This is a genomic window from Myroides oncorhynchi (assembly GCF_020905415.1).
In the GTDB taxonomy this organism is placed as follows: domain Bacteria; phylum Bacteroidota; class Bacteroidia; order Flavobacteriales; family Flavobacteriaceae; genus Flavobacterium; species Flavobacterium oncorhynchi_A.
Genome location: NZ_JAJJMP010000001.1, coordinates 950,837 through 973,165 on the forward strand (window position 1 = coordinate 950,837; position 22,329 = coordinate 973,165).

General features: G+C 33.6%; 16 protein-coding genes. 2 read left to right on the forward strand and 14 right to left on the reverse strand.

The window, feature by feature from the left end; genetic code table 11:
* Positions 1-9: 9 nt before the first annotated feature.
* The 9 genes from LNQ81_RS04210 to LNQ81_RS04250 are packed head-to-tail and all read right to left on the reverse strand — an operon-like array spanning position 10 to position 15,731.
* Positions 10-840: a GIN domain-containing protein gene (locus LNQ81_RS04210; protein WP_229944926.1), complete on the reverse strand. Its 831-nt coding sequence runs from the start codon at positions 838-840 to the stop codon at positions 10-12.
* Positions 841-859: 19 nt separating this feature from the next.
* Positions 860-3,313, reverse strand: a complete 2,454-nt coding sequence (locus tag LNQ81_RS04215) for an ABC transporter permease (RefSeq protein WP_229944927.1) — start codon at positions 3,311-3,313, stop codon at positions 860-862.
* A gap of 2 nt (positions 3,314-3,315) precedes the next feature.
* Entirely contained in the window at positions 3,316-5,745 is a 2,430-nt protein-coding gene (locus LNQ81_RS04220) for an ABC transporter permease (protein ID WP_229944928.1), read from the reverse strand.
* A 2-nt stretch (positions 5,746-5,747) separates the two neighbouring features.
* On the reverse strand, positions 5,748-8,180 hold the full coding sequence (locus LNQ81_RS04225; RefSeq protein ID WP_229944929.1) for an ABC transporter permease: 2,433 nt from the start codon (positions 8,178-8,180) through the stop codon (positions 5,748-5,750).
* A 2-nt stretch (positions 8,181-8,182) separates the two neighbouring features.
* Positions 8,183-10,630 (reverse strand): ABC transporter permease, encoded by a 2,448-nt coding sequence (locus LNQ81_RS04230; RefSeq protein WP_229944930.1) that lies wholly within the window; start codon positions 10,628-10,630, stop codon positions 8,183-8,185.
* Between the two features lie 2 nt (positions 10,631-10,632).
* Complete coding sequence (locus LNQ81_RS04235; RefSeq protein WP_229944931.1) at positions 10,633-13,011, reverse strand: ABC transporter permease; 2,379 nt, start codon at positions 13,009-13,011, stop codon at positions 10,633-10,635.
* Positions 13,012-13,014: 3 nt separating this feature from the next.
* A complete protein-coding gene (locus tag LNQ81_RS04240; RefSeq protein WP_229944932.1) occupies positions 13,015-13,770 on the reverse strand; it encodes a GIN domain-containing protein in 756 nt (251 codons plus the stop codon).
* A 12-nt stretch (positions 13,771-13,782) separates the two neighbouring features.
* Positions 13,783-14,466, reverse strand: a complete 684-nt coding sequence (locus tag LNQ81_RS04245) for an ABC transporter ATP-binding protein (protein ID WP_229949232.1) — start codon at positions 14,464-14,466, stop codon at positions 13,783-13,785.
* Positions 14,467-14,489: 23 nt separating this feature from the next.
* Entirely contained in the window at positions 14,490-15,731 is a 1,242-nt protein-coding gene (locus LNQ81_RS04250) for an efflux RND transporter periplasmic adaptor subunit (protein ID WP_229944933.1), read from the reverse strand.
* A 152-nt stretch (positions 15,732-15,883) separates the two neighbouring features.
* Here LNQ81_RS04250 and LNQ81_RS04255 point away from each other — a divergent pair, with 152 nt between their 5' ends.
* A complete protein-coding gene (locus LNQ81_RS04255) occupies positions 15,884-17,230 on the forward strand; it encodes a sigma-54-dependent transcriptional regulator (RefSeq protein WP_229944934.1) in 1,347 nt (448 codons plus the stop codon).
* 8 nt (positions 17,231-17,238) lie between these two features.
* On the forward strand, positions 17,239-18,567 hold the full coding sequence (locus LNQ81_RS04260; RefSeq protein ID WP_229944935.1) for a sensor histidine kinase: 1,329 nt from the start codon (positions 17,239-17,241) through the stop codon (positions 18,565-18,567).
* Positions 18,568-19,010: 443 nt separating this feature from the next.
* Here the strand turns inward: LNQ81_RS04260 and LNQ81_RS04265 are convergent, their stop codons facing one another.
* The 5 genes from LNQ81_RS04265 to trmB form a co-directional block, all read right to left on the reverse strand.
* A complete protein-coding gene (locus LNQ81_RS04265; protein WP_229944936.1) occupies positions 19,011-19,550 on the reverse strand; it encodes a hypothetical protein in 540 nt (179 codons plus the stop codon).
* A gap of 103 nt (positions 19,551-19,653) precedes the next feature.
* A complete protein-coding gene (locus LNQ81_RS04270; RefSeq protein WP_229944937.1) occupies positions 19,654-20,130 on the reverse strand; it encodes a hypothetical protein in 477 nt (158 codons plus the stop codon).
* Positions 20,131-20,666: 536 nt separating this feature from the next.
* Positions 20,667-21,002, reverse strand: coding sequence for an MGMT family protein (locus LNQ81_RS04275; RefSeq protein WP_229944938.1), 336 nt, complete (start codon positions 21,000-21,002; stop codon positions 20,667-20,669).
* Positions 21,002-21,628 carry an amino acid permease gene (locus LNQ81_RS04280; RefSeq protein ID WP_229944939.1) on the reverse strand — a complete coding sequence of 209 codons (627 nt, stop codon included), beginning with the start codon at positions 21,626-21,628 and terminating at the stop codon, positions 21,002-21,004. The genes LNQ81_RS04275 and LNQ81_RS04280 overlap by 1 nt, the downstream gene beginning before the upstream one ends.
* A 1-nt stretch (position 21,629) precedes the next feature.
* Entirely contained in the window at positions 21,630-22,301 is a 672-nt protein-coding gene (gene trmB, locus LNQ81_RS04285; protein ID WP_229944940.1) for a tRNA (guanosine(46)-N7)-methyltransferase TrmB, read from the reverse strand.
* Positions 22,302-22,329: the final 28 nt, after the last annotated feature.

Genomic DNA, 22,329 nt, shown 5'->3' on the forward strand with positions numbered 1-22,329 from the left:
GGTTTTAAACTAATCTACTTTCTTAACTTGACCAGACGATGATGTCTTAGCATCTACTATTTTAGCTCCACCTGAGTACTTTATACTACCTGATGAACTTGCCTTTCCATTAACCTCCTCTGTAACATTAAACAACATAGATCCTGAAGAACTCGCTTTGCCGTCCAACATCTTAGTAACAAAACTACTTCCTTTAATACTTCCACTACTTGATGCAGATGCTTCAACTTTATTTGCGCTTCCTGATACTTTTAAATCTGCTGAACTACTAGCTCCAAAGCTTGCATTCTTCGCCTTTAATGTGATGTCAATATCTGCAGAAGAACTTGCGCTTGCTGAAGCATTGTTCATTACTTCAAATTTCCCATTGATATCAGCAGAAGAACTTGCTTCTAAAGACAGATTATCAGCTTGTACTAGTTCTCCATTATATCTACTAGAGCTACTTACCTTAACGTCAAATGACTTGGCTTTTGCCTTGTTTAACAAGTTAAACTTTGATGATGAAGATAGTCTCACACCTTCTAGAGAAGGATTACTAATAGTCACGATTACTTTGCCAAATTCTTTTGTATTAATACCGTTAAACCATTTTTTATTAGATTTTTGATCTATATATATTCTTAGTTCACCTGTACTTCCTACTTCTGTTATGACATCCTTCATATTCTCAGACTTCTCTACTTCTACCACGACACTTTTAGCTCCTCCATAAGTGAAGTTAACTTCTATTGCCTGTGAAGATTTAACCGAACTAAAGTCATTTACTTGACGCGTTTCTTTTGATTGTGCGAACACACTTCCTCCTACTAATAAGAAGAACATTACTAATTTTTTCATATTTAAATTTGTTTTATGGTTATTCATATTTTATATACTTCAACATATTTACCTTCGTTGCTGACCACGCTTTTATAAAGACCACTGTTCCTGTCAATACAATAATCGCAACAAAGCTTAATACAAAAGGCAATACTCCTATCTCTATCCTAAAGGCATAATCACTTAACCATTTGTTCAGAAAATAATAGCTAGGAAATACTGCAAAAGCATAACCTGCAAGGCACATTACTAAATACTGTAGAGATAATTGTTTCAACAAACTAACAGAACTTGCACCTAACACTTTTCGAATAGCTACTTCTCTCAGTCTATTATTAATATTAAAAGACGCTAAACTAAACAGTCCAAACAAAGCGATAAACACAACTACTGTATTTAAGGTAATAAAAATATTGCGCTCTTTCTTCACATTGTCAAATGTCTTAGCAAAACGTTTGTCAGCGAACTCATAACTAAATGGCTCTTCAGATACATCTCTTCTTTCCCATATTTTTGCTAGCTCATTCATTGTCTTTTCTACATTATCCCCTTTTACTTTTACTGAAATCTGTCTGCTATTAAGTCCCACCCAGTCCACCGTCTTTAAGTGAAAGTATACTAATGGAACATAGCTCGCTTTAAGATTATATAAGTTAAAGTCTTTAACTACACCCACTATGGTTAATGGTATCTCATTCCATTCGATTACTTTCCCTATAGGATTAACCTCTTTCATCTCATAAGCTGTACGTTCGCTAATCAGAATATTAGATATCGTATCACTAGCAAAATTAGGAGACAGTATTCTGCCTTCTTTCATTTTAATATCAAACATATCGAGATAGTTATAGTCCATTCCCACATTTATCCCCTGAACTTTATTGCCTTTATACATAAAGCTTGATGAACTCCCCATACTACTTGCTATACTTATAGATGCTGTGGTCACATCTTCCACGCCACTCACTTTTGTCATCTCTTCCTTAAGTGAATAATACAGCTTCACTCTCTCTTTATAATCCACCTTAGGGATATAAGGAATTAAAACTACCTGTTCTCCTTTAAATCCAAGGTCCTTATTCATCATATAATCCACTTGTTGATAAACGATATAACTTCCTATCATAAAAAAACACGCCACAACAAACTGTATTACTAACATCGAATTCTTCAGCGTATTTCCCTTTTTGCTTTTATTTACCTCTCCTTTTAATACTTCTAACGTTTTAAAACTAGCAGTAAATACAGCTGGTACAATACCTGCTAATAATACAATAAGAACAATAAACAAGGTTAACCAAGGCACAATATAAACCAGTTCTACCTCCATCTTAGAAGCTAAGAACACCTTTAACCAAGGCAGCGAAAACTCAATAATCACAAAGGCAACAATACACGCTAACAACGAAGTAATCAAGGCTTCAAATAATCCTTGAGAGATCAGATTTAGTCTAGTTGCTCCTAGAGTTTTTCTAATCCCAACCTCACGAGTACGACTAATAGCCTGAGCTGTAGTTAGATTGACATAATTAAATACAGACAAAATTAATATCAATAGAGATAATCCTATCATAATATACATCCTTGAGACATTAGTCGCTCCCTCAGGTGTGCCTGTTAACCAATTAGCCTTTTGCATTCTTTGATTAGCAAGTGAATGTAGTTTAAATCCCCTGTTTTCACCATCCTTAAACTCTTCTAAAGTCTGTCCCTCTTCTTTTTTTAGATACTCCTCTAAACTAAGTCCTTCATCTTGGGCTAAAGAAACATAGACTTCTTTTATTAGAATATCTTTTATCAATGTTACTACTTCTTTGGTATATTTTGGATTATCTAACTTTAACCATATAGATGAATTATAATTACCCCATACATCTATTGACTCCTTTTCGTACTTATCTACAGGATTAATTAGTATATCTGCCATAACAGAGTGTCTCTGATGTCCTAAACTATAAACAGCACTCACGACATACGTTTCTTTATTAAAAACAAAAGACTGACCTATCACATCTACTTTTCCGAACAGCACTTTCGCATACTCATCTGCTATAACTGCAGTATTAGGCCCTGAAAAAGGCTTTTTATTATCTCCTTTTAGAATTTCAAAAGGGAAGAAGTCAAAGAAATTAGACTGTACCGTTCCTATTTTATCTACAGTTCTCTTAACTCCATTTATCGTCATTACCCCACTATCATAATAATTATCCATAAAAGTATAATCGATGATGTGTGAAGATTCCTCTTTTAATTTTGCCCCAAACGGATAAGGAAGTTTTATCCAACTTGTCTCTGCATTCAACACTGATTCAACAGTAAATACATTATCCTTATATGGATTAGACTGATCATAAGACGCCTCCTCTCTATAATGTACAAAAGACAAAATAACTGAAGCAAAACCAACTCCTAAACTAAGTAGTGTCAGAATAAAATAGATCTTATTCTTCAACACATTAGACCAATAAATCTTTAACCAGTTCTTTAACATCTCTATTCGTATTTAATATACTTTAATACATCTACTCTAGTCGCTTTATAAGCACGACTAATAACAATCAGTAAGGTCAACATCATTATTATTACAAAACACATTATAAAAGGCAGAACACTTATATCTATTCTAAAAGCATAATCACTTAACCACTTATTTAAAAAATAGTAACTTGGTAGGATAGCTAAAACAAAACCAACTAAACAATACACAAGATACTGAAGCGTCAATTGCTCAATCAAACTCTTAGCTCCCGCCCCTAATACTTTGCGAATTGCTATTTCTTTTAACCTAGAATTGATAGTAAAAGATGCCAAACTATACAATCCAAACAAAGCAATAAATACAACCAATAAATTCAATACTAAGAATACATTTCGCTCTTGTATAGAGCGTTCAAAACTCTTTGCAAAACGCTTATCAACAAATTCATATTGAAATGGTAAATCAGTAATATTATGCTTCTTCCAAATCTGTTCTATAGCCTGCATCGTCTCTTCTGCTTTATCAGCTTTTATCTTAATAGACATCTCTTTCATAGTTGTTCCCCACTGATTATTAGATAATGCAACAAATAATAATGGTCTATAATCTTCTCTAAGTCCTACTAAATTGAAGTCCTTCACCACCCCTACTATAGTATATTCCCCGCCATTCCACTTAATATTCTTACCTACAGGTTCTGACTCTCCCATTAAGTACATTGCTTTCTCATTAATCAATACATTCTGAATACTATCATTAGCGAAATCCTTTGACAACATCCTTCCTTCAGTCATTTTAATTTGATACAAATCCAAGAAATCATAATCGATAGCTGCTATACCAGGTTGTACATCAGTTCCATTATAATTAAATCCTGAAGACACATATCGGCTACCTCCTATATCTAATAAACAAGCACTTGCTCCTTCGACATTACTCAGTTTTAAAACATCTGTTTTTAATCTCTCATACACGTCTAATTTATTACCTACTCCTTTCTTAAAATTATAGGATACACCTACTATCTGTTCAGAAGAAAATCCAAGATTCTTGGTCAGTATATAATTCACTTGTTGATAAACAATAAAAGAACCTATAATGAAAAAACACGCTACAATAAACTGAACTGTCAATAGAATATTTTTAAACCACACTCCTTTCTTACTTCTCTTTATATTTCCTTTAAGAACTTCTATTGTCTTAAAACTAGAAATATATAAGGCGGGAATAGTTCCTACTAAAACCACTACCAAAATAAAGAATAAGAATAATTGAGGTATAAAATCCAAGATATTAAAACTCAGTTGTGCCTTAAAAAACACTCTTAAACTAGGTAATGAAAACTCAACTAGCACAAAGGACAATACTATAGAAATTAGAACAGTGATAGATGCCTCAAAATAATTTTGATACATTAAACTCAAACGACGAGCTCCAAAAGTCTTACGCATTCCTACCTCTTTACCTCTATTCATCACCTGTACTGTAGTAATATTAATGTAATTAAATACCGACAGCAATAGGATTAGAAAGGATAAGCCGATCGCTATATGTATCCTATCTACATTGGCATTGCCCTCTGGTAGAGCATTTAAATCTACATTCTTAACAAGGCGTTGTTCTTTTAATTCATGCAAATAAAATGCGAAGAAATTCTCCCCTCTACTCTGTTTATACTCTGCTATAGATATTCCTTTTTTATTTGCTTCAGGCAACATGACATACTTATCATATATAGCGAGTAACCTTTTCTCTATAGTTCCTTTAGACTGCCCATCCTTTAGTTTTATCCATAAAGCAGAGTTGTAGTTTCCCCAATACTCTTTTTCAACAGCTTCTTTCTCCCTTTCATCTAAATCATTCATTATGATATTAGGATTGATAGAACTTAATGTACTTGTTCCCTTAAACACTCCCTTGACTACATACGGCGTCTCCCATATCACAATAGTTTGTCCTATAGGATCTTTATCTTTAAATAAGTATTCTACATATGTATCTTTTATATATGCTTGATTTGGGGCATTAAAAGGTTGTAGTTGACTTCCACTTGCTATTTCAAAAGGAAATACAGTAAAAAAATTAGACTGTACACTAATAGCCTTGGTATAAGAAAGCAATTCCCCATTGTAAACTAACATTCCATCGTCATAACTATTATCTACATAAGAATATGCTTCTACTTCAGGTGATATTTCTTTTAATTTAGATCCAAAAGGATAAGATAACATTGGCCAACTCTCCTCTTCAGAAAACTTAGTCTCTACCATAAATACACGATCACTATCTTTGTGCCAAGTATCGTAAGAGATTTCTTCAGTATAATATAAATACGAAATAATCATAGCTGATAATCCTATCGCTAACCCAACTACTGTCAACAAGAAATACATCTTGTGTTTCATCGTATTGTACCAATAAATCTTTAACCAGTTCTTTAACATCTCTATTCGTATTTAATATACTTTAATACATCTACTCTAGTCGCTTTATAAGCACGACTGATAACAATCAACAATGTCAATCCTAAAATCAACAGTAAGCTATACACATACACACTCCAATCTATCTCTATTCGGTAAGCATAATTCTCTAACCACTTATTTAAAAAGTAATAACTAGGGAATACCGCTATCCCAAATCCTATTATGCAATAGATTATATACTGGAATGATAACTGTCTTAATAACCCAGAAGTCTCTGCTCCTAGCACTTTGCGAATAGCCACTTCTCTTAACTTTGTACCTATAGTGAAAGATGATACAGCAAACAATCCAAATAAGGCAATGAACACTACAATGTAGTTCAGAATACTAAATACCTTCTTTTCCAATAAAATTCGATTAAACGTTTTTGCATAACGCTTATCGACAAAATCATAAGTAAAAGGTATTTTGCTCTCTATATTATACTTCTTCCAAACCTTTTCGATAGCAACCAGTGTTTTTTCTATATTGGCCTTATTCAATTTAACAGACACGTATACAAAATTTCTTTTTACACGCTGATTTGTATTAAAGTGTGTGTATATCTTAGGTTTAATAGCATTATCTAACTTATCATTATTATAGTCTTTAACCACCCCAATAATTGTATATTTAAAATCACTTATATCTAGATATTTCCCGATTGGCTCAGGTTCCTTCATCGCTCTAGCAAAAGCCTCATTCACCACCACATTACTAATACTATCTGAAGCTATATCAATACTTATATTTCTTCCTGATTGTATCTTTATCTGATACATATCAAAATAATTATAATCCATAGAAACTTGTTCTACTAAAAACTGTTCCTCTTTATAAGTGCAATAAGTAAATATATTAGATAATGCACCCGAACCATAATGACTAGACGCTGTACTAACCTCTTCTACTCCTTCTAGCTTCTTAAGCTCCTCTTTAAAGTTAAAATATTTATTCAACCTATTATCCGAACTCTCATAGCGCTCTTCCTCTAAAAAAAGCAAACCTATTATTTGTTCTCCTTTAAATCCCAAATCTTTATTCATCATAAAATCAACTTGCTTATAAACCGTTATTCCACTAACAATAAAAAAGCTAGCAATAATAAACTGAACTATTAGAAATACATTCTTTATTACCTGTCCTCCCTTACTGCGAACGGCTAAACCTTTTAACACAAGTAAAGTATTTTGTTTACTTAAATATAACGCAGGTAAATATCCCGTAAGTAAAACAACTCCAATAAGGAGCGCAATTAACAATAAGGCAAATTTTATTAAGGAGAAATCAATAGTTGTTCCTACAAATGTATTGATGAACGGAACCATTAACTCCACTAATATGATACTTATCAAGACAGCTAATCCTGTGGTTAATAACGACTCAAACAAACTCTGTTGAATGATATCAACACGACTAGCTCCAACCGTTTTACGAATACCTACTTCTTTAGTCCTATTAAGCGAAATCGATAGAGATAAGTTGATATAATTAAATACTGATAACAGTAACAACATCACAGATAATCCTATAATAACCCTTAACATCAACATATTCGTAATCCCTTCTGGGAAGACATACTCTGCTGACGTCATTCTAGTACCATTTAATGAACGTAAATATTGCTTTGAGTAGAATTCTTTAAAGTCCTTCTCTATTAAGTTCTGTACCGATACTCCTTTAGACTGAGCGATCACAGCATAAAAATTCTTAGTAAAAAGTGAGTTGACATCCTCTTCAGTTTTATCCTTATTCTTAGTCTTTATTAACAAATTAAAGTTGCTATTAAACCAATCATTTTTATATTCCTCCTCCTGTTTACTAATCTTATCTACTACTATTTGAGGACTAATTGAACTTCTATTATCTCCTATTCTATATACGGCAGATATAGTATATCGTTCGTCTTGTATCTTAACTTCCTTACCTAGTGGATTACTGTTTTTTCCAAATAACATCTCTGATGTCAGTAAGTCTATCACTATGTCATTAGGATTCTTAAATGCAGAATCTTTACTGCCGTAAATCAATTCAAAAGGAAAGAACTCAAAGAAGTTTTTTTGTGCATATAAAACCTTTTCTATATTATACTGTGTATTTACCACCTCTACATCTGCAGTGTGATACACTCCATTATAATACATATATGCTTCTACATCTTCATAATTGTCTTTTAGTATATTCCCTAACCCAAAAGGTTGACTACAGTTTACAGCAGTATTACCTCTACTTTCCACCACATACACCTCATTCTTATTCGGGTTCCACTGATCATAACTAGCCTCTTCTAGATAGTATAACGACGCCAATACCACTGACGCAATACCTATCGCTAACCCAACTACTGTCAACAAGAAATACATCTTGTGTTTCATCGTATTGTACCAATAAATCTTTAACCAGTTCTTTAACATCTCTATTCGTATTTAATATACTTTAATACATCTACTCTAGTCGCTTTATAAGCACGACTGATAACAATCAACAATGTCAATCCTAAAATCAACAGTAAGCTATACACATACACACTCCAATCTATCTCTATGCGGTAAGCATAATTCTCTAACCACTTATTTAAAAAATAATAACTAGGGAATACCGCTATCCCAAATCCTATTATGCAATAGATTATATACTGGAATGATAGCTGTCTTAATAATCCAGAAGTGTCTGCTCCTAACACTTTGCGAATAGCCACTTCTCTTAACCTTGTACCTATAGTGAAAGATGATACTGCAAACAATCCAAATAAGGCAATGAACACAACTACAATACTCAGAATATTGAATATCCTCTTCTCTATCTGTACCTTATCAAAGGTCTCTGCAAACTGCTTATCTACAAATTTGTATTTAAATTCATCTCTTTCTTCTATATTATACTGCTTCCACAGCTTCTCGATAGCTACTATAGCCTTACTAAGTTGTTGTGGATCAACCTTAATATACACAACAGAATACATCCCATAGCTATGCTTAGTCTCTGGCATATAAGAATATACAAATGGCAATATTTTCTCTTCTAGTCCCTCGACATTAAAGTCCTTAACTATTCCCACTATTTTTTTCTTCTTACCTAGCAGTTCTATTGGATCCTCAAGAGGCTTAACCAAATTCATGGTACGTACAAAAGTCTCATTCACTACCACATTATCTAAACTATCAGAAGATAATTGAGCAGATAACATTCGCCCTTCTTTTAACTCAATCTCTAATACATCAAAGAAATTATAGTCAATCATGGCATTATTAATCATCACATTTTCTTTTCCATTGTTATGATAGGTACCGAATACACCTCCACGATTACCTGCAAAACTTACGTTACTAGTTGATACCGACTCGATTCCTTTTATCTTCTCTAGTTCGGCTTTGAAGCTTGCATATTTAGTAGCGCGCTTTCCTGTATATTTACTATTACTTAGAAACTCTATATTAATAACTTGATCTCCTTTAAAGCCAAGACTTTTATTGAGCATATAACTTACTTGTTCATTGACGATGATAGAACCTATAATAAAGAAACAAGCTATTGCAAATTGAAGCACTAAGAATCCATTACTAAGCCATTTACCTCCTTTAGTTCCGATTATACTTCCCTTTAGTAGTTTGACAATTTCAAATCTTGAAATAAACAAAGCAGGAATACTACCACATACCAAAATCACTAACGTTGAAATAACGATAAGAACAACTAAATCGTTGATAAACGAGAATGTGATATTCGTCTCTAAATACACATTGATATAAGGTAAAATGAGCTCAATAATACAAATAGCTAATACTAAAGAAAGAATAACCACAATAGCAGTTTCGAAAATACTCTGTTGATAAAAACTTCTCTTACCTCCACCAGCTACTCTTCTCATTCCTATTTCTTTTCCTCTACTCACTACTTGTGTTAATGATAGATTGACATAATTAAAAATAGAAAGTAAGAGTATCGTCATAGATAAGAATACACTAATGTTTAGCATTTGCACATTTGCACTACCTGCAGGGAATAACCTTTGATTCGGTAACATGCGGCAATCTGCAAGCTTATTTAATACGATATCTCCTGTATAGTACTTGAAAGGCTCTTCTTCTTTGTATTGCTCTAATGTTAGACCTTCCTTCTCTGCATTAGGAATGGCAACATATTTATCTCTAAGCTCCACTATAGCCTTTTTAATTTTTTCAGGTTGCTTAGTCTTCACACATAAAATGAACCCAAATCCCTCCCAGTCATCACTACTACTAGACTTTATTGATAAATTATTCATAACCGCATTAGGAGCAAAAGAACTGCGTAGGTCTCCTATTTTGTATACACCAGAGATAATATACTTGGTGTTACCCTGTTCTTCGTAATCAGGATTGATAGCTTCTATTGTCTTACCTATTGGATTTACTCCTTTCCCGAACAGTGCTTCAGATATTTTAATATCTATCACAACATCATTCGGATTAACTAACGCTTTTTCAGTATTGCCATATACAAACTCGAATGGAAAAAAATCAAAGAAGTTATCCTGTACGCCATATATCTCTTCTACATCTATCTTCTTCTCATTATAAATAAAGTTTAAGGAACCATTATATCCAAAGTACATATAATCATCTAGTTCCTTATAATTATCCTTTAGATATCTTCCCATAGGGCGAAACTGATCTGTCATAGAGAAATTCGGAGCTACTGTCTCTACGAGATACACCTCATCCTTATTCGGGTTCCATTGATCATAACTAGTCTCTTCTAGATAGTATAACGATGCTAATACAACTGACGCAATACCTAGTGTCAATCCTACTACAGTCAACAAGAAATATATCTTGTGCTTCATCGTATTGTACCAATATATTTTCAACCAGTTCTTTAACATTTTTATTCGTATTTGATATAATTAATAATATTGATTTTAACAGCCTTATACATCTTACTTGCTAAAACCACAAAAACTAAAACAGAGAGTAGCACTAAAGAAAGTACAAAAGGATAAACCGAAATATCTGTATGATCTACAAACCTATTTAACCATTTACTCATCAGCCAATATGTAGGGTATAGCACTAATCCATAAGTAATTCCCAGAGCATATATAAATGGCTTTAATAACTTCAGATAGAGTTCTTTTTCACTAGCTCCTAATACTTTTCTGATTACGATTTCCTTTAATTGTTGTTCTATTGCAAAGGACATCACGGCGTAGAGTCCAAACAGAGCGATCAACACTACCGCTCCATTCCACAGCATAAACATATTGCGCTGTGATAATGTTTTCTGATAAATCTGAGCAAACTGTTTCTTCACAGCCATCACCTCAAATGGATATTCATAATCGACATTCACTATCCAGAACGCCTGTAGACGTTCTAGAGTTTCTTCCTTTATCTCTGGATCTATCTGCACAGATATAGACTCTATACCATAAGGTAAAAACTCTATATCTCTCCAGTGAAACAGAAGCATTGGTTTTATACTCTCTTCAAATCCGTCTCGGTTAAAGTCCCCTATTACCCCTTTTATGATAAACGTATTACTGTCATACGCTATGACCTCTCCTACCACCTCACTAGGTTTTTTCCCTAGTTGGGTAACAAACTTCTCATTGACATACACAGTTGGCAGATCTTCTTCTATATCCTCCTGAAGTGCCAGCATATTGAATCCCATCATCTGTATATATCCTTCATCTACACCATCCATGATGAAGTCCGTAATTTTCTGTTGTTGATAATAAGCGGTATGATTAGTATTCATACTAGTCCCTTTAAAAGAGATAGTAGATAATCCTACACTTTCAACTCCTTTAATATTTTGTATCTGCTCTATTAACTTTGGAGATTTATACATCTTACGTCTAATCTGTTGTGTATAGAGCTTTACTTGATACACCTGTTCTCCTTTAAATCCTAACTCCTTGGTCTGCATATAATACACCTGATTATATATTAACCACCCCGCAATTAAGAAGAAAAAAGCAATAACCAACTGTACTCCCACGAATGCCATTCTCCATTTAGAAATTCTGACATTTAACTGTACCTCTATTCCTTTCGTATTCTGTCTTGCTATCACACTAGCGAATAAAGCTGGTAATAAACCTCCTAAACAAATAATTCCACCTCCTATAAGTAAGATAACAATACCCATCGCTTCCCACGAAAACACTAAATGTTGATGTAAGAAACTGTTATAAATAGGTAAACTTAGCTCTACTAGTACTAAAGATATACTCAATGCTATAGTGACATTTAGTACAGTTTCGAATAATAGTTGTAATACAATCAGCGTCTTAGAAGCCCCTATCACACGTCTTAAAGAGAACTCTTTAACCCTGCTTAATACATTAGCTTGATTCAGACTGATATAATTGATGACTGTTAATAGGAAGATAAGAAATGAACACCCCGTTATTAGTCCTATTGTTTCTCTTTTCGTATTCCCTTCTAACAAGGTACTTTGCTTTGATTCAAATCGAGCTTCTGCTAATGGAACTAACTTAGAAACAATCTCATCTCCTTTATCATCAAAGTATTTGTTCTTCTTTTTCTTATTGTAATAAACCTCCTCTAGCTCTTTTAACAATTTAATTAGATCTGTTCTTTCTGCTTTTTTAAACACAAGTCCACCTACATTCTCTTGCCATAACTCAGATTCTTCCATTTCATCAAAATCTATAGAAGCTAGTACCACATCAGGCATTATCGTCGCACGTCTATCTAGTTCATACACACCACTGATGACATACTTCTGATGAGCTAAGGACAATGTATCTCCTACAGGGTTTTTATCTCCAAAAAACTGTGTTGCTAGAGTAGACGAAATCGCTATAGATAAATCATCTTCAAACAACTTCTCTTTATCTCCATACTTAAATTCGAAAGGAAAAAAATGAAAGAATGTATCTTGTGTATTTAGTATCTTGTGTACGATACCTTGTTCAGTTTTGCTTTCTCCGTAGAAGTCTAGATATTCTAATGCGTAGTAGCAATAGTCTTCTGCTAATTTATTTCCCAACAGATAAGGTCCTACTCCAGCAGGTATAAAGATAGAATTGGCTTGCTTACCCATTTCTAGATTAAGCTCATACATAGCATCCACACCAGGTACCCATCTGTTATAACTATGCTCACTCTTATAGTAAGTCACAGCTAAGATGACAGATGCCATACCTACCGCCAGCCCTATGATATTCCATGCAAAGAACAGCTTAGAGTTACTGATGTTTTTAATGTATATTTTAATCCAATTCTTTAGCATAGACTAATTACCTGCCTTAACCGAACCCATTGAGTCCGTATATTTTTTTATCTCTTTTGGTGTATTATAATAGATCACCTTACCCATCGAATCCGCATATGCATTAAGGCTTTCGGTAGGATATACTTCCGCTTTTCCCATCGAATCTACTTCTGCTTTAACCGTTTTCGCTTTTAACCCCTTTCCTGCAAAAGAACCTGCACTATCTACATTCACCACTAATGATTCTACATCTCCTGTCACTTCTACGCGACCTGCTGAGTCTACATTAGCCTTCATCGTCTTAGCTGTTACATTACCTATATATTTAGATGCTGAATCTATATTAATACTGATCGTATTCACAGAGAAGTTAGCATTTACATATCCTGCTCCATCAGCTGATATTTTAGCATGATCTCCTGATACTCTACCAGACACCAATATTCTCGCTACAGAACTAGCGTAGTAATTAAGTATCGCCTTCTGAGAAACATTTACTGTAATCTTTCCTATATTTTTATATCTTCTATTCGAAGACTTTAAGTCCACAATTAGTTTAGAGCCTACTTGTCTCACATCTACTAATTCTCCAGAAGTATCACTATCAGCAACAACTTCTACTGTATTAGAATCCTTGGTCGCATCAACATTCACAACCAATAAAGCAGAAACTTCGATACTCTGCACTCCACCCGAGATTGTAATTGTTTGCTTACTCTGCCCATGCATTATGAAGGACAATAGCGCTGCTATTAATGTTAATAAAAAACGTATCATACTCTTGTTGTTTTATTCTGCAAAAACATCTACGATTTTAGTATTTATCTTTTCTGATAAGATCATACCATCTTTCATCAAAATCGTGCGTTCTGAGTACGAAGCATCGTGATTCGAGTGAGTCACCATGATTATCGTCGCTCCTTGTTGGTGCAGTTCTGTTAGTAATTCCATTACTTCATTTCCATTCTTACTATCTAAATTACCCGTAGGTTCATCGGCAAGAATAATCTTAGGATTAGTCACTAAAGCACGTCCTACCGCCACACGTTGTTGTTGACCTCCTGATAATTGTTGAGGATAGTGTTTTAATCGGTGAACAATGTTTAAGCGCTCTGCAATTTCCATCACTCGCTTTTTGCGTTCACTACTAGAAACTTTATTATAGATTAAGGGTAACTCTATATTGTCATATACCGACAACTCATCTATTAAATTAAAGTTTTGAAAAATAAACCCAATGTTTTCTTTTCTAATCTGAGCACGCTGGCTTTCTGTTAGGCCTATCATCTCCTTGTCTAATAATAAATAGCTCCCACTACTTGCATTGTCTAACAGACCAATAATATTTAACAAGGTTGACTTTCCACACCCTGAAGGTCCCATCACGGAGATAAACTCTCCCTTTTTAACATTTAATGAAACCTGATTTAAAGCTGTTGTCTCTATCTCTTCAGTCTGAAACACACGAGACATTTCTTTGATTGCTATTACCATAATTATTCCTCTATATTTAAATGTTCTACTCTTAAATAATCCTTATAACTTGACACGATTACTTGCTCTCCCACTTCTAATCCAGAGATTATCTCGTAGTAGGCAGGATTCTCACGCCCTATTTCCACATTTCTTCTTATAGCTTTATTATCCTTCACTACATACACCCATTCTCCTTTAGTGTCTTGAAAGAAGTTTCCTTTAGCTAATAAAAGCGCCTTCTCCTTCCCTGACAAAAATAATTTAACTCCATAAGTCGTACCCTCTTGTAATTTTAATTTTTCTTCTGTCTCAAAAGATAGATGTACTTCGAATCTACCACTTTTTACTTCGGGTAGTATTTTTATCACCTCTACATTGACTATCTGGCCCTTCATATCTATCTGACCCTTCTGTTTCAAAACGATCTTGTCTAAGTAAAACTCATCTACTTGAGCCACTAGTTTATATCCTTCCATCACATCAATCTTACCAATACTCTCTCCTCCATTATAAGTCTTTCCTAATATTGCTTCAAATGAGGAAAGTCTACCAGATACTGGCGCTTTCAATAAGAAATTCTGCTTATTCTCTCTCAGCTGTTCTAAACTTCTGTTCATAACTACTAATGACTGATCTATTTGTCTCACCTGCAAAGCATTACTTTGTTTCTCTTTTTGAATACTCTCTTCCATCAATGCCTTACGTCTCTTTTGATAAGACAAAGCCTCTCTAGTCTTATTCCAATCACTTTCTGACAATATTTCTTGGTCGTGCAACTTCTTATTAAGATCGTATTGAAGTTCTGCATTCTTATAATCATATTCAATACTAATCAAATCCTTTGTTAAATTTAATTCTTGACTGCGAATATTCATCTTATTTACATTCAAATTATTCATTTGTTCTATCAAAGATGCTTCTTGAGACATAAAACTAAACTCAGAAGATGGATTATACAGTCTCACTAAAGGTTGCCCTTTTTGTACCATACTTCCATTTTCTACTAGTCTCTCCATCACAGCCCCTCCCTCCGTGATATTGACTAACAATGAATGTAGAGGTTCTACTTGCGATTGAAAAGAAATATACTCCTCAAAATAATTCTCCTCCACCGCACGAATACGAATCTCTTTCTTTGATATATTCAAAGCTATATTTTGAAAAAAAGTGATATAACTTATCCACCCCAATATGATAATACCTACAGAGAGGAGAATTATCTTAAGATTTTTTCTATTTTTACGAGGTACAGTACGATCCATTATCTATTGTTTTATAGACATAATAACAATAATGTGCCAATCATTAAAAGAAACATTAAGCACTATAAATCAAACACTTAATGTTTTACTGTAAAAACAACTGTTCGGTTTCGAACACCAAATCGTTCACTTTTGAATTAAACTTTTTCACCATGAGAAAAACTAACGCTACTATTCTTGTATTAGATGACAACTCTGAAGTACTTATTGCTGCTAAACTGTTGCTAAAAAGACATTTTGAGAATATACTAACAAACAATAATCCAAAAAAATTAGCTGAAATACTTTCTCAACAAGAAGTAGACGTAATTATTTTAGATATGAACTACCGTGTGGGTTTTGAAGATGGAAAGGAAGGAATATTTTGGTTTAAAGAAATAAAAAAAATAGCGCCACATACACAGATTATCTTAATGACTTCTTATGGAAATGTAGAAACTGCTGTAGAAGGTATTAAACTTGGAGCAGTAGATTATATTCTAAAGCCTTGGAACAATGAATCCCTTATTGAAGCTGTAAAAAATGTAATAAAACAACTTCGAAAAAAAGAAACAATAGCAGATAAACCGCAGAAAGAAAGCAATGTGTTTATCGGACAAGCTCCTAGCATACAAAAAGTATACTCAATGGCAAGCCGTGTCGCTAAAACTGATGTTAATGCTCTAATCTTAGGAGAAAACGGTACAGGTAAGTATGTATTAGCAAAATATATACATGACAACTCTCCTCGGAAAGACCAACCATTTATACATGTTGACTTAGGTTCGCTAAATGAAAACTTATTTGAAAGTGAATTATTTGGATATACTAAAGGAGCTTTTACTGACGCAAAACAAGATACTGAAGGGAGATTCGAAGCGGCTAATGGCGGTACGATATTCTTAGATGAAATAGGGAATGTACCACTACATTTACAAGCAAAACTACTTCAAGTCATCCAATCTAAAAGTGTAATCAGGCTCGGTGAATCAAAGACTCGTCCTGTTGACATCCGCATTATTACAGCTACTAATGCTAATATCGAGCAGGAAGTAACAAACAAATCTTTTAGAGAAGACCTTTACTACCGTGTTAATACAGTGACACTTCAGTTGCCCCCACTACGTGAGCGACTAGAAGACATCATTCCTCTAATGCAATTCTTTATTGAAGAGTACGCTAATAAATATGACCGTACTGTTCCTACAATTAGCGAATCTACCCAACAAGCTCTTAGATGCTATGATTGGAAAGGAAATATACGCGAAATGCAAAACAGAGTAGAGCGCGCACTTATTCTTACAGAAGAAGATGAATTAAATCTTACTGCTTTTGGTATCTCACTTACCATGATCAATGATAATATCTCAGAAGAAAACACCCTACAGGATATGGAACGCCAATCTATCTTAAAAGCTTTAGAAAAACACGAGGGCAATATCTCCCAAACCGCAGAAGAACTAGGTCTATCAAGAGCTGCATTATATAGAAGATTAGAAAAATACAATATTAAAAACTAAGTAGTACTATGCATTCATTTCACTTTAAAGCTTTTTTGCGCATTATAGTTATCCTAGCAGTGGCATTACTAGGGATGTATCTTCTTAAGCATGAATTAGTTTACTCTTTTATACTCGTAATCTTATTTATAACAGCGCTTTTCTGCGAATTGTACTTCTTTCAGAAGAGACATTATTCAGCGATTGACCGCATTGTCTTAGCGATGATGTATGATGACTATTCTTTAAAAACTACCAAAACTCAATCCAATGAAACGATAAATAACTTACAGAAATTATATCAAAAACTTCAAACTCAACAACAGCAAAATGAAGTACGTGAACTAGTATATCTAAACATTTTAAACAATATCGAAACAGGAATACTTATCTTAGAAAAAAAACTAGACAATTGGGAGATATTTTTCATTAATGATTACTTCTCTTCTCTATTTGATATTCCTAAAATCAAATCATGGACTAATCTAGAGCGATTATTACCTTCATTGACACATCACCTACAAACTCTAAACTTTAAAGAATCTAAAGAATCTATAGATATTAAAATAGAAGAAGAGGAGAAACAAACCTTTATTTTACAAACCTCTAATACCACTAGTCAAAACCAAGAATACTTTATTATCCTACTCGATTCTATTCAGAAGGTTTTAGACAAAAAGGAAAAAGATACTTGGGAAAATCTAATGAAAATCATCTCTCATGAAATAATGAATTCATTAACGCCTATTCATTCTCTAGCACATAATACACAACAAATATTAGAAGAAGAAGAAAGCCTATCAGAAGAAGATCTAGATGATATCAAACTAAGTATAAGTACAATCGTTAACCGCACAGATCACTTACAGCAATTCATCAATAACTATAGAAAACTAACAATGCTAGCTTCTCCAAAAAAGCAAGTAGTAGATCCTAATTACATTATCAAACTAAGTGTGGAGACACTGATGCCTTTATTTAAAAACAATCAGATATCAGTACACACTAATCTCTCACTAAAGACAACCATAGAATGGGATGCTAAGCAAATGGAACAAGTATTTATCAATTTACTCACTAATGCTATCCATGCAACAGCTAAACAAAAAATAAAAGAAATAAACATCAACTTATACGAGAAGAACAACCGTCTCTGTATAGATATAGAAGATAGTGGAGCTGGTATACTAGCAGAAATTAAAGAGAAGATATTCATCCCATTCTACACCACCCGTGAAGAAGGAGCAGGTATAGGACTTCCCCTATCTAAGAACATCGTAGAAATGCATAATGGGTACCTAACTTACCACAGACGTGAAGACAAAACTGTCTTCAGTCTTAACTTCCCGATGTATTAGATTATTTAAGAATTAGGAATGTGTTGGCGTCAAACGGATTGCAAAACCGCTCGAACGTAATCCGTGCCGTATGTATCCACATAGTAACCACATAGTAACCACAATCCCCTTCCAACATTTTTCACCCCCTATATCATGCTGACTAAAGAAGCATCACACATATAACTCCACACAGTAACCTTGTGGATATCTATCCATCCCTCATTTGCAATATTTCCTTTCCTTATTGGTCCAAAGTTCTTAACCTTAATTCTTCTCAGTATTATATTAACTATATTATACTCCCAAATATAAAATCTATTTATATAAATTATATCACACATTTATCAACATCGCCAAATGTAATTCTCTCATATCCTAACATGAAGGTATGAAATACTCATCTCTAAAAAAACTAAATCTTTTATATAAATTTGATGTAATCTACCTATTAACTCTATCAACTATTTTACAACTCTTACCCTCTCATAATACTCTTTAATTTCTCGATGTACTGCTCTGCCATCGCCTGCAATGTATTCACCAGGGAGTGCATCAAATAAGCTTAACCCAAAAAGACGTTGTACTAAACGCTTATGAAGCGGCAATTGATTTAATAGAAGTTCCTTATGCTTCATCTTTACGCCTATACCATGTTTATTGCGAAACCCAATATAAATCACATCATCTATATTTTTCCAGTTTATAGTAATATTGTGTTCATAGTTAATTATTCCTTCTGATGACAACCTTAGTAACACGACTTTGTTAGCAGATTTTTTCCACACAACCACTCCATTACAAATAAGTAAAACTCCCATAACAAAGAATAAAAGTAACAACAAAGTCATACGCCAAAACTCTACCAATAAAGAAAACGTAACACTAATATCTCTTAATATAAAATAGCTTAATAGCATCCCAGAAATTAGACTAATAAAGCCTAAGATTAGCATGCTCCTTCCCATACTAACTCCATAATAATATACCTTCTCTTCTTTCATCTAGCTATTTTTTAGTAAATATAATGATATCAGAAAAAAGCAAACCAAAAAAAGTCAATTCTCTCAGATACTAACCCTCTTATACTATAAAAAACCATCTTTATTATTTCACCTTTTTTAGCTTCATTTCTACTGCTTGAATTTTTATTCCATTAACAGTCGTCGGACTCTCTAATCTCCTATGAAAAGAAAACGTATAAGCAGATAATTCTTTAATTACCACCATCTCTCCTAAGTCTAAACCTCCTTCACTATCAAGTGTATAAATACAGTCATCTCTTAAATCGTACTTTACTTTTTTACTCAGTTCTATACAATTTCCTTCTTTATCTATCCCATCATACTTAAAATACTCTATCATCTCTTCGTCAAAGGTTATGACCAACAGTTTACAGTGATCAGTACTCTCTTCTACCCCTTCTCTTACAATGTTCCCTTCTATATCATACACTTTAGAAGATACATATTCCCAAGATCCCAAGAGATCTTTCTTAAGATAAGAGGAGCTAACACCTTCACTGGAGTAACAACTAGCCACAACCGAAAAAAAAGATAACGCTAAAAACAAAAAGCATCTCATAACTGTTTTTTTAATACCTAAAAGTACAGATTAAAAAACAATAACTCATTCCTTTTCTTTTAACCTCTCCAACACTGCCCCAACATATATTCAATACTTCTTCAAGAAATAAGCGCTCTACTAGAGCAATCTTGGGGAAATATTGAAGAAGTCTTGAAGGAGTTCACTCTAAAGCACGTTATATATAGGGTCAAAGGCTATTCTAGTTCTTAATCTATAAAAACAAAAAAACCACAAATAACTAACAATCATTAATTTAAGCCATTAAAATCTCAATATGAATGCTAAAAAAATAAGCTTGTTTTTAAAAAAAAGACACAAAAAAAGGCTACAATAGCCTAAATATGTAAAAAAACAGTAAATAAAGAGTCTGCTAAAACTCTTTAAAAGTAAATAACAGCTATTTATAAGAGAAAAACAGCCCTCCTTCTGTCAAAATAAGAAGCAAACAAACTAATTCAAAATATGAACTAATAATATATATGTGATAAAATTAAAATACACTATTGGAGAAAATAAGTGATTTATACGGTTATTTATTCTCCTTCGTACACGGTAGGTTCCCACAGTAGTTCTTTAAAATTGACTACCTTGTTATCTACTACCTCAACACCTTCATTCTCTAATAACTGTTGCATCAGATTAGTTCCATCAAAATGAAATTTACCTGTCAACATTCCATTGCGATTCACTACGCGATGAGCTGGTACTGTATCATCATTATGAGATGCATTCATAGCATACCCTACCATACGAGCAGAACGCGCAGCTCCTATTGCTCTTGCGATAGCTCCATAAGTAGTCACTCTCCCTTCTGGAATCTGTCTGGCTACAGTAAAGACACGTTCAAAGAAACTCTCTTCAGTAGCCATTACTTAAGTAATTTATAAATCGTAATTAGACAGATTATACCTGTAATTGTCCCAATAACATAGTTGATATTACGAAGAATAAAAGCATCCTCTCTTGAAGGTTTTTTAAACAAGGATACATAGATATAGAACATCATTCCTGATCCTAATACTACTCCTAACGAAAAGAATGTAGTACACAGAATATCAAAAATAGGAAAGTCATACGTAGCTAATGTAATACTTAGGAATACGTAATAAGGTATCAGAAAAACATTAATCGAGGCAAGGAAAACCCCGTATATAAAAGGAGACTTTCTCTTAGTGGTTTTATCAGCTTTTTTTCTCTCCTTCTTTTTAGCAAAAAACAAAAAGTAAATAGTCAGGATAGCAAAGATAGCTAGTCCTATCTCGTGAAGTGCCTCAGTAATACCAGGGCTTGAATCAATAAGCTTAGAAAAGAAAATCGCGACAAAAGTCTGTATAAAAATAACAGTTAAGGCTCCTAAGATATAGTGAAACGCTTGACGCCCTCCCTCTTCCTTAGCAATCTTAACTGCTGTCATATTAAGCAGCCCTGGAAGAGAAACTCCCAAGGTAGCTGCTAAAAAACCGAAAAATAAAAGTGTGATAACTTCTACCCCCATCTTACTTTATTCTAAATTGAATGTAAGTTATAGGTTTATTTTGTTCTAAATACTGTGATTCGTAAAAAGTTTGGATCTCAGTTACTACACTTGGTGCCCCCTCATTCTTATAAATGTGGTGGTTAGCATAAATAACTTCATGCCCTTCTCCATGAAGAAGTCCTAATGTGTATCCGTGCATAAATTCACTATCCGTTTTTAAGTTCATTACTCCATCTGCAGTAAGAACTTTCTTATAACGCTGTAAAAATTCGCTATTCGTAAGACGGTGTTTAGTACGTTTATATTTAATCTGAGGGTCTGGGAAAGTAATCCAGATCTCACTAACTTCTGCTGCTGCAAACGCATGCTCGATCAATTCGATTTGCGTACGTAAGAAAGCTACATTCGTCATTCCTGACTCTACAGCAGTCTTCGCACCACGCCAAAAACGAGCTCCCTTAATATCTATACCGATAAAGTTCTTCTCAGGATAACGCTTCGCAAGCTCTACTGTATATTCTCCTTTTCCACACCCAAGTTCTAAGACGATAGGATTGTCATTCTTAAATACCTCTTTACCCCAATTACCTTTTTGAGGTAATTCACCTATCATATCTTCTCTAGTCGGTTGATATACAATATCAAAAGTTTCGTTTTCTCTAAATCGCTTTAGTTTATTTTTGCTTCCCACGTGATATACTTCATTATAAATTTGCGCA

Bases quoted from the DNA above. Each gene is read 5' to 3' on its own strand.
- LNQ81_RS04270 (WP_229944937.1), bottom strand. From the start codon at position 20,130: ATGAGATGCTTTTTGTTTTTAGCGTTATCTTTTTTTTCGGTTGTGGCT.
- LNQ81_RS04235 (WP_229944931.1), bottom strand. From the start codon at position 13,011: ATGCTAAAGAATTGGATTAAAATATACATTAAAAACATCAGTAACTCT.
- LNQ81_RS04230 (WP_229944930.1), bottom strand. From the start codon at position 10,630: ATGTTAAAGAACTGGTTGAAAATATATTGGTACAATACGATGAAGCAC.
- LNQ81_RS04275 (WP_229944938.1), bottom strand. From the start codon at position 21,002: ATGGCTACTGAAGAGAGTTTCTTTGAACGTGTCTTTACTGTAGCCAGA.
- LNQ81_RS04265 (WP_229944936.1), bottom strand. From the start codon at position 19,550: ATGAAAGAAGAGAAGGTATATTATTATGGAGTTAGTATGGGAAGGAGC.
- LNQ81_RS04240 (WP_229944932.1), bottom strand. From the start codon at position 13,770: ATGATACGTTTTTTATTAACATTAATAGCAGCGCTATTGTCCTTCATA.
- LNQ81_RS04255 (WP_229944934.1), top strand. From the start codon at position 15,884: ATGAGAAAAACTAACGCTACTATTCTTGTATTAGATGACAACTCTGAA.
- LNQ81_RS04245 (WP_229949232.1), bottom strand. From the start codon at position 14,466: ATGTCTCGTGTGTTTCAGACTGAAGAGATAGAGACAACAGCTTTAAAT.
- LNQ81_RS04220 (WP_229944928.1), bottom strand. From the start codon at position 5,745: ATGTTAAAGAACTGGTTAAAGATTTATTGGTACAATACGATGAAACAC.
- LNQ81_RS04210 (WP_229944926.1), bottom strand. From the start codon at position 840: ATGAAAAAATTAGTAATGTTCTTCTTATTAGTAGGAGGAAGTGTGTTC.
- LNQ81_RS04250 (WP_229944933.1), bottom strand. From the start codon at position 15,731: ATGGATCGTACTGTACCTCGTAAAAATAGAAAAAATCTTAAGATAATT.
- LNQ81_RS04225 (WP_229944929.1), bottom strand. From the start codon at position 8,180: ATGTTAAAGAACTGGTTAAAGATTTATTGGTACAATACGATGAAACAC.
- LNQ81_RS04260 (WP_229944935.1), top strand. From the start codon at position 17,239: ATGCATTCATTTCACTTTAAAGCTTTTTTGCGCATTATAGTTATCCTA.
- LNQ81_RS04215 (WP_229944927.1), bottom strand. From the start codon at position 3,313: ATGTTAAAGAACTGGTTAAAGATTTATTGGTCTAATGTGTTGAAGAAT.
- LNQ81_RS04280 (WP_229944939.1), bottom strand. From the start codon at position 21,628: ATGGGGGTAGAAGTTATCACACTTTTATTTTTCGGTTTTTTAGCAGCT.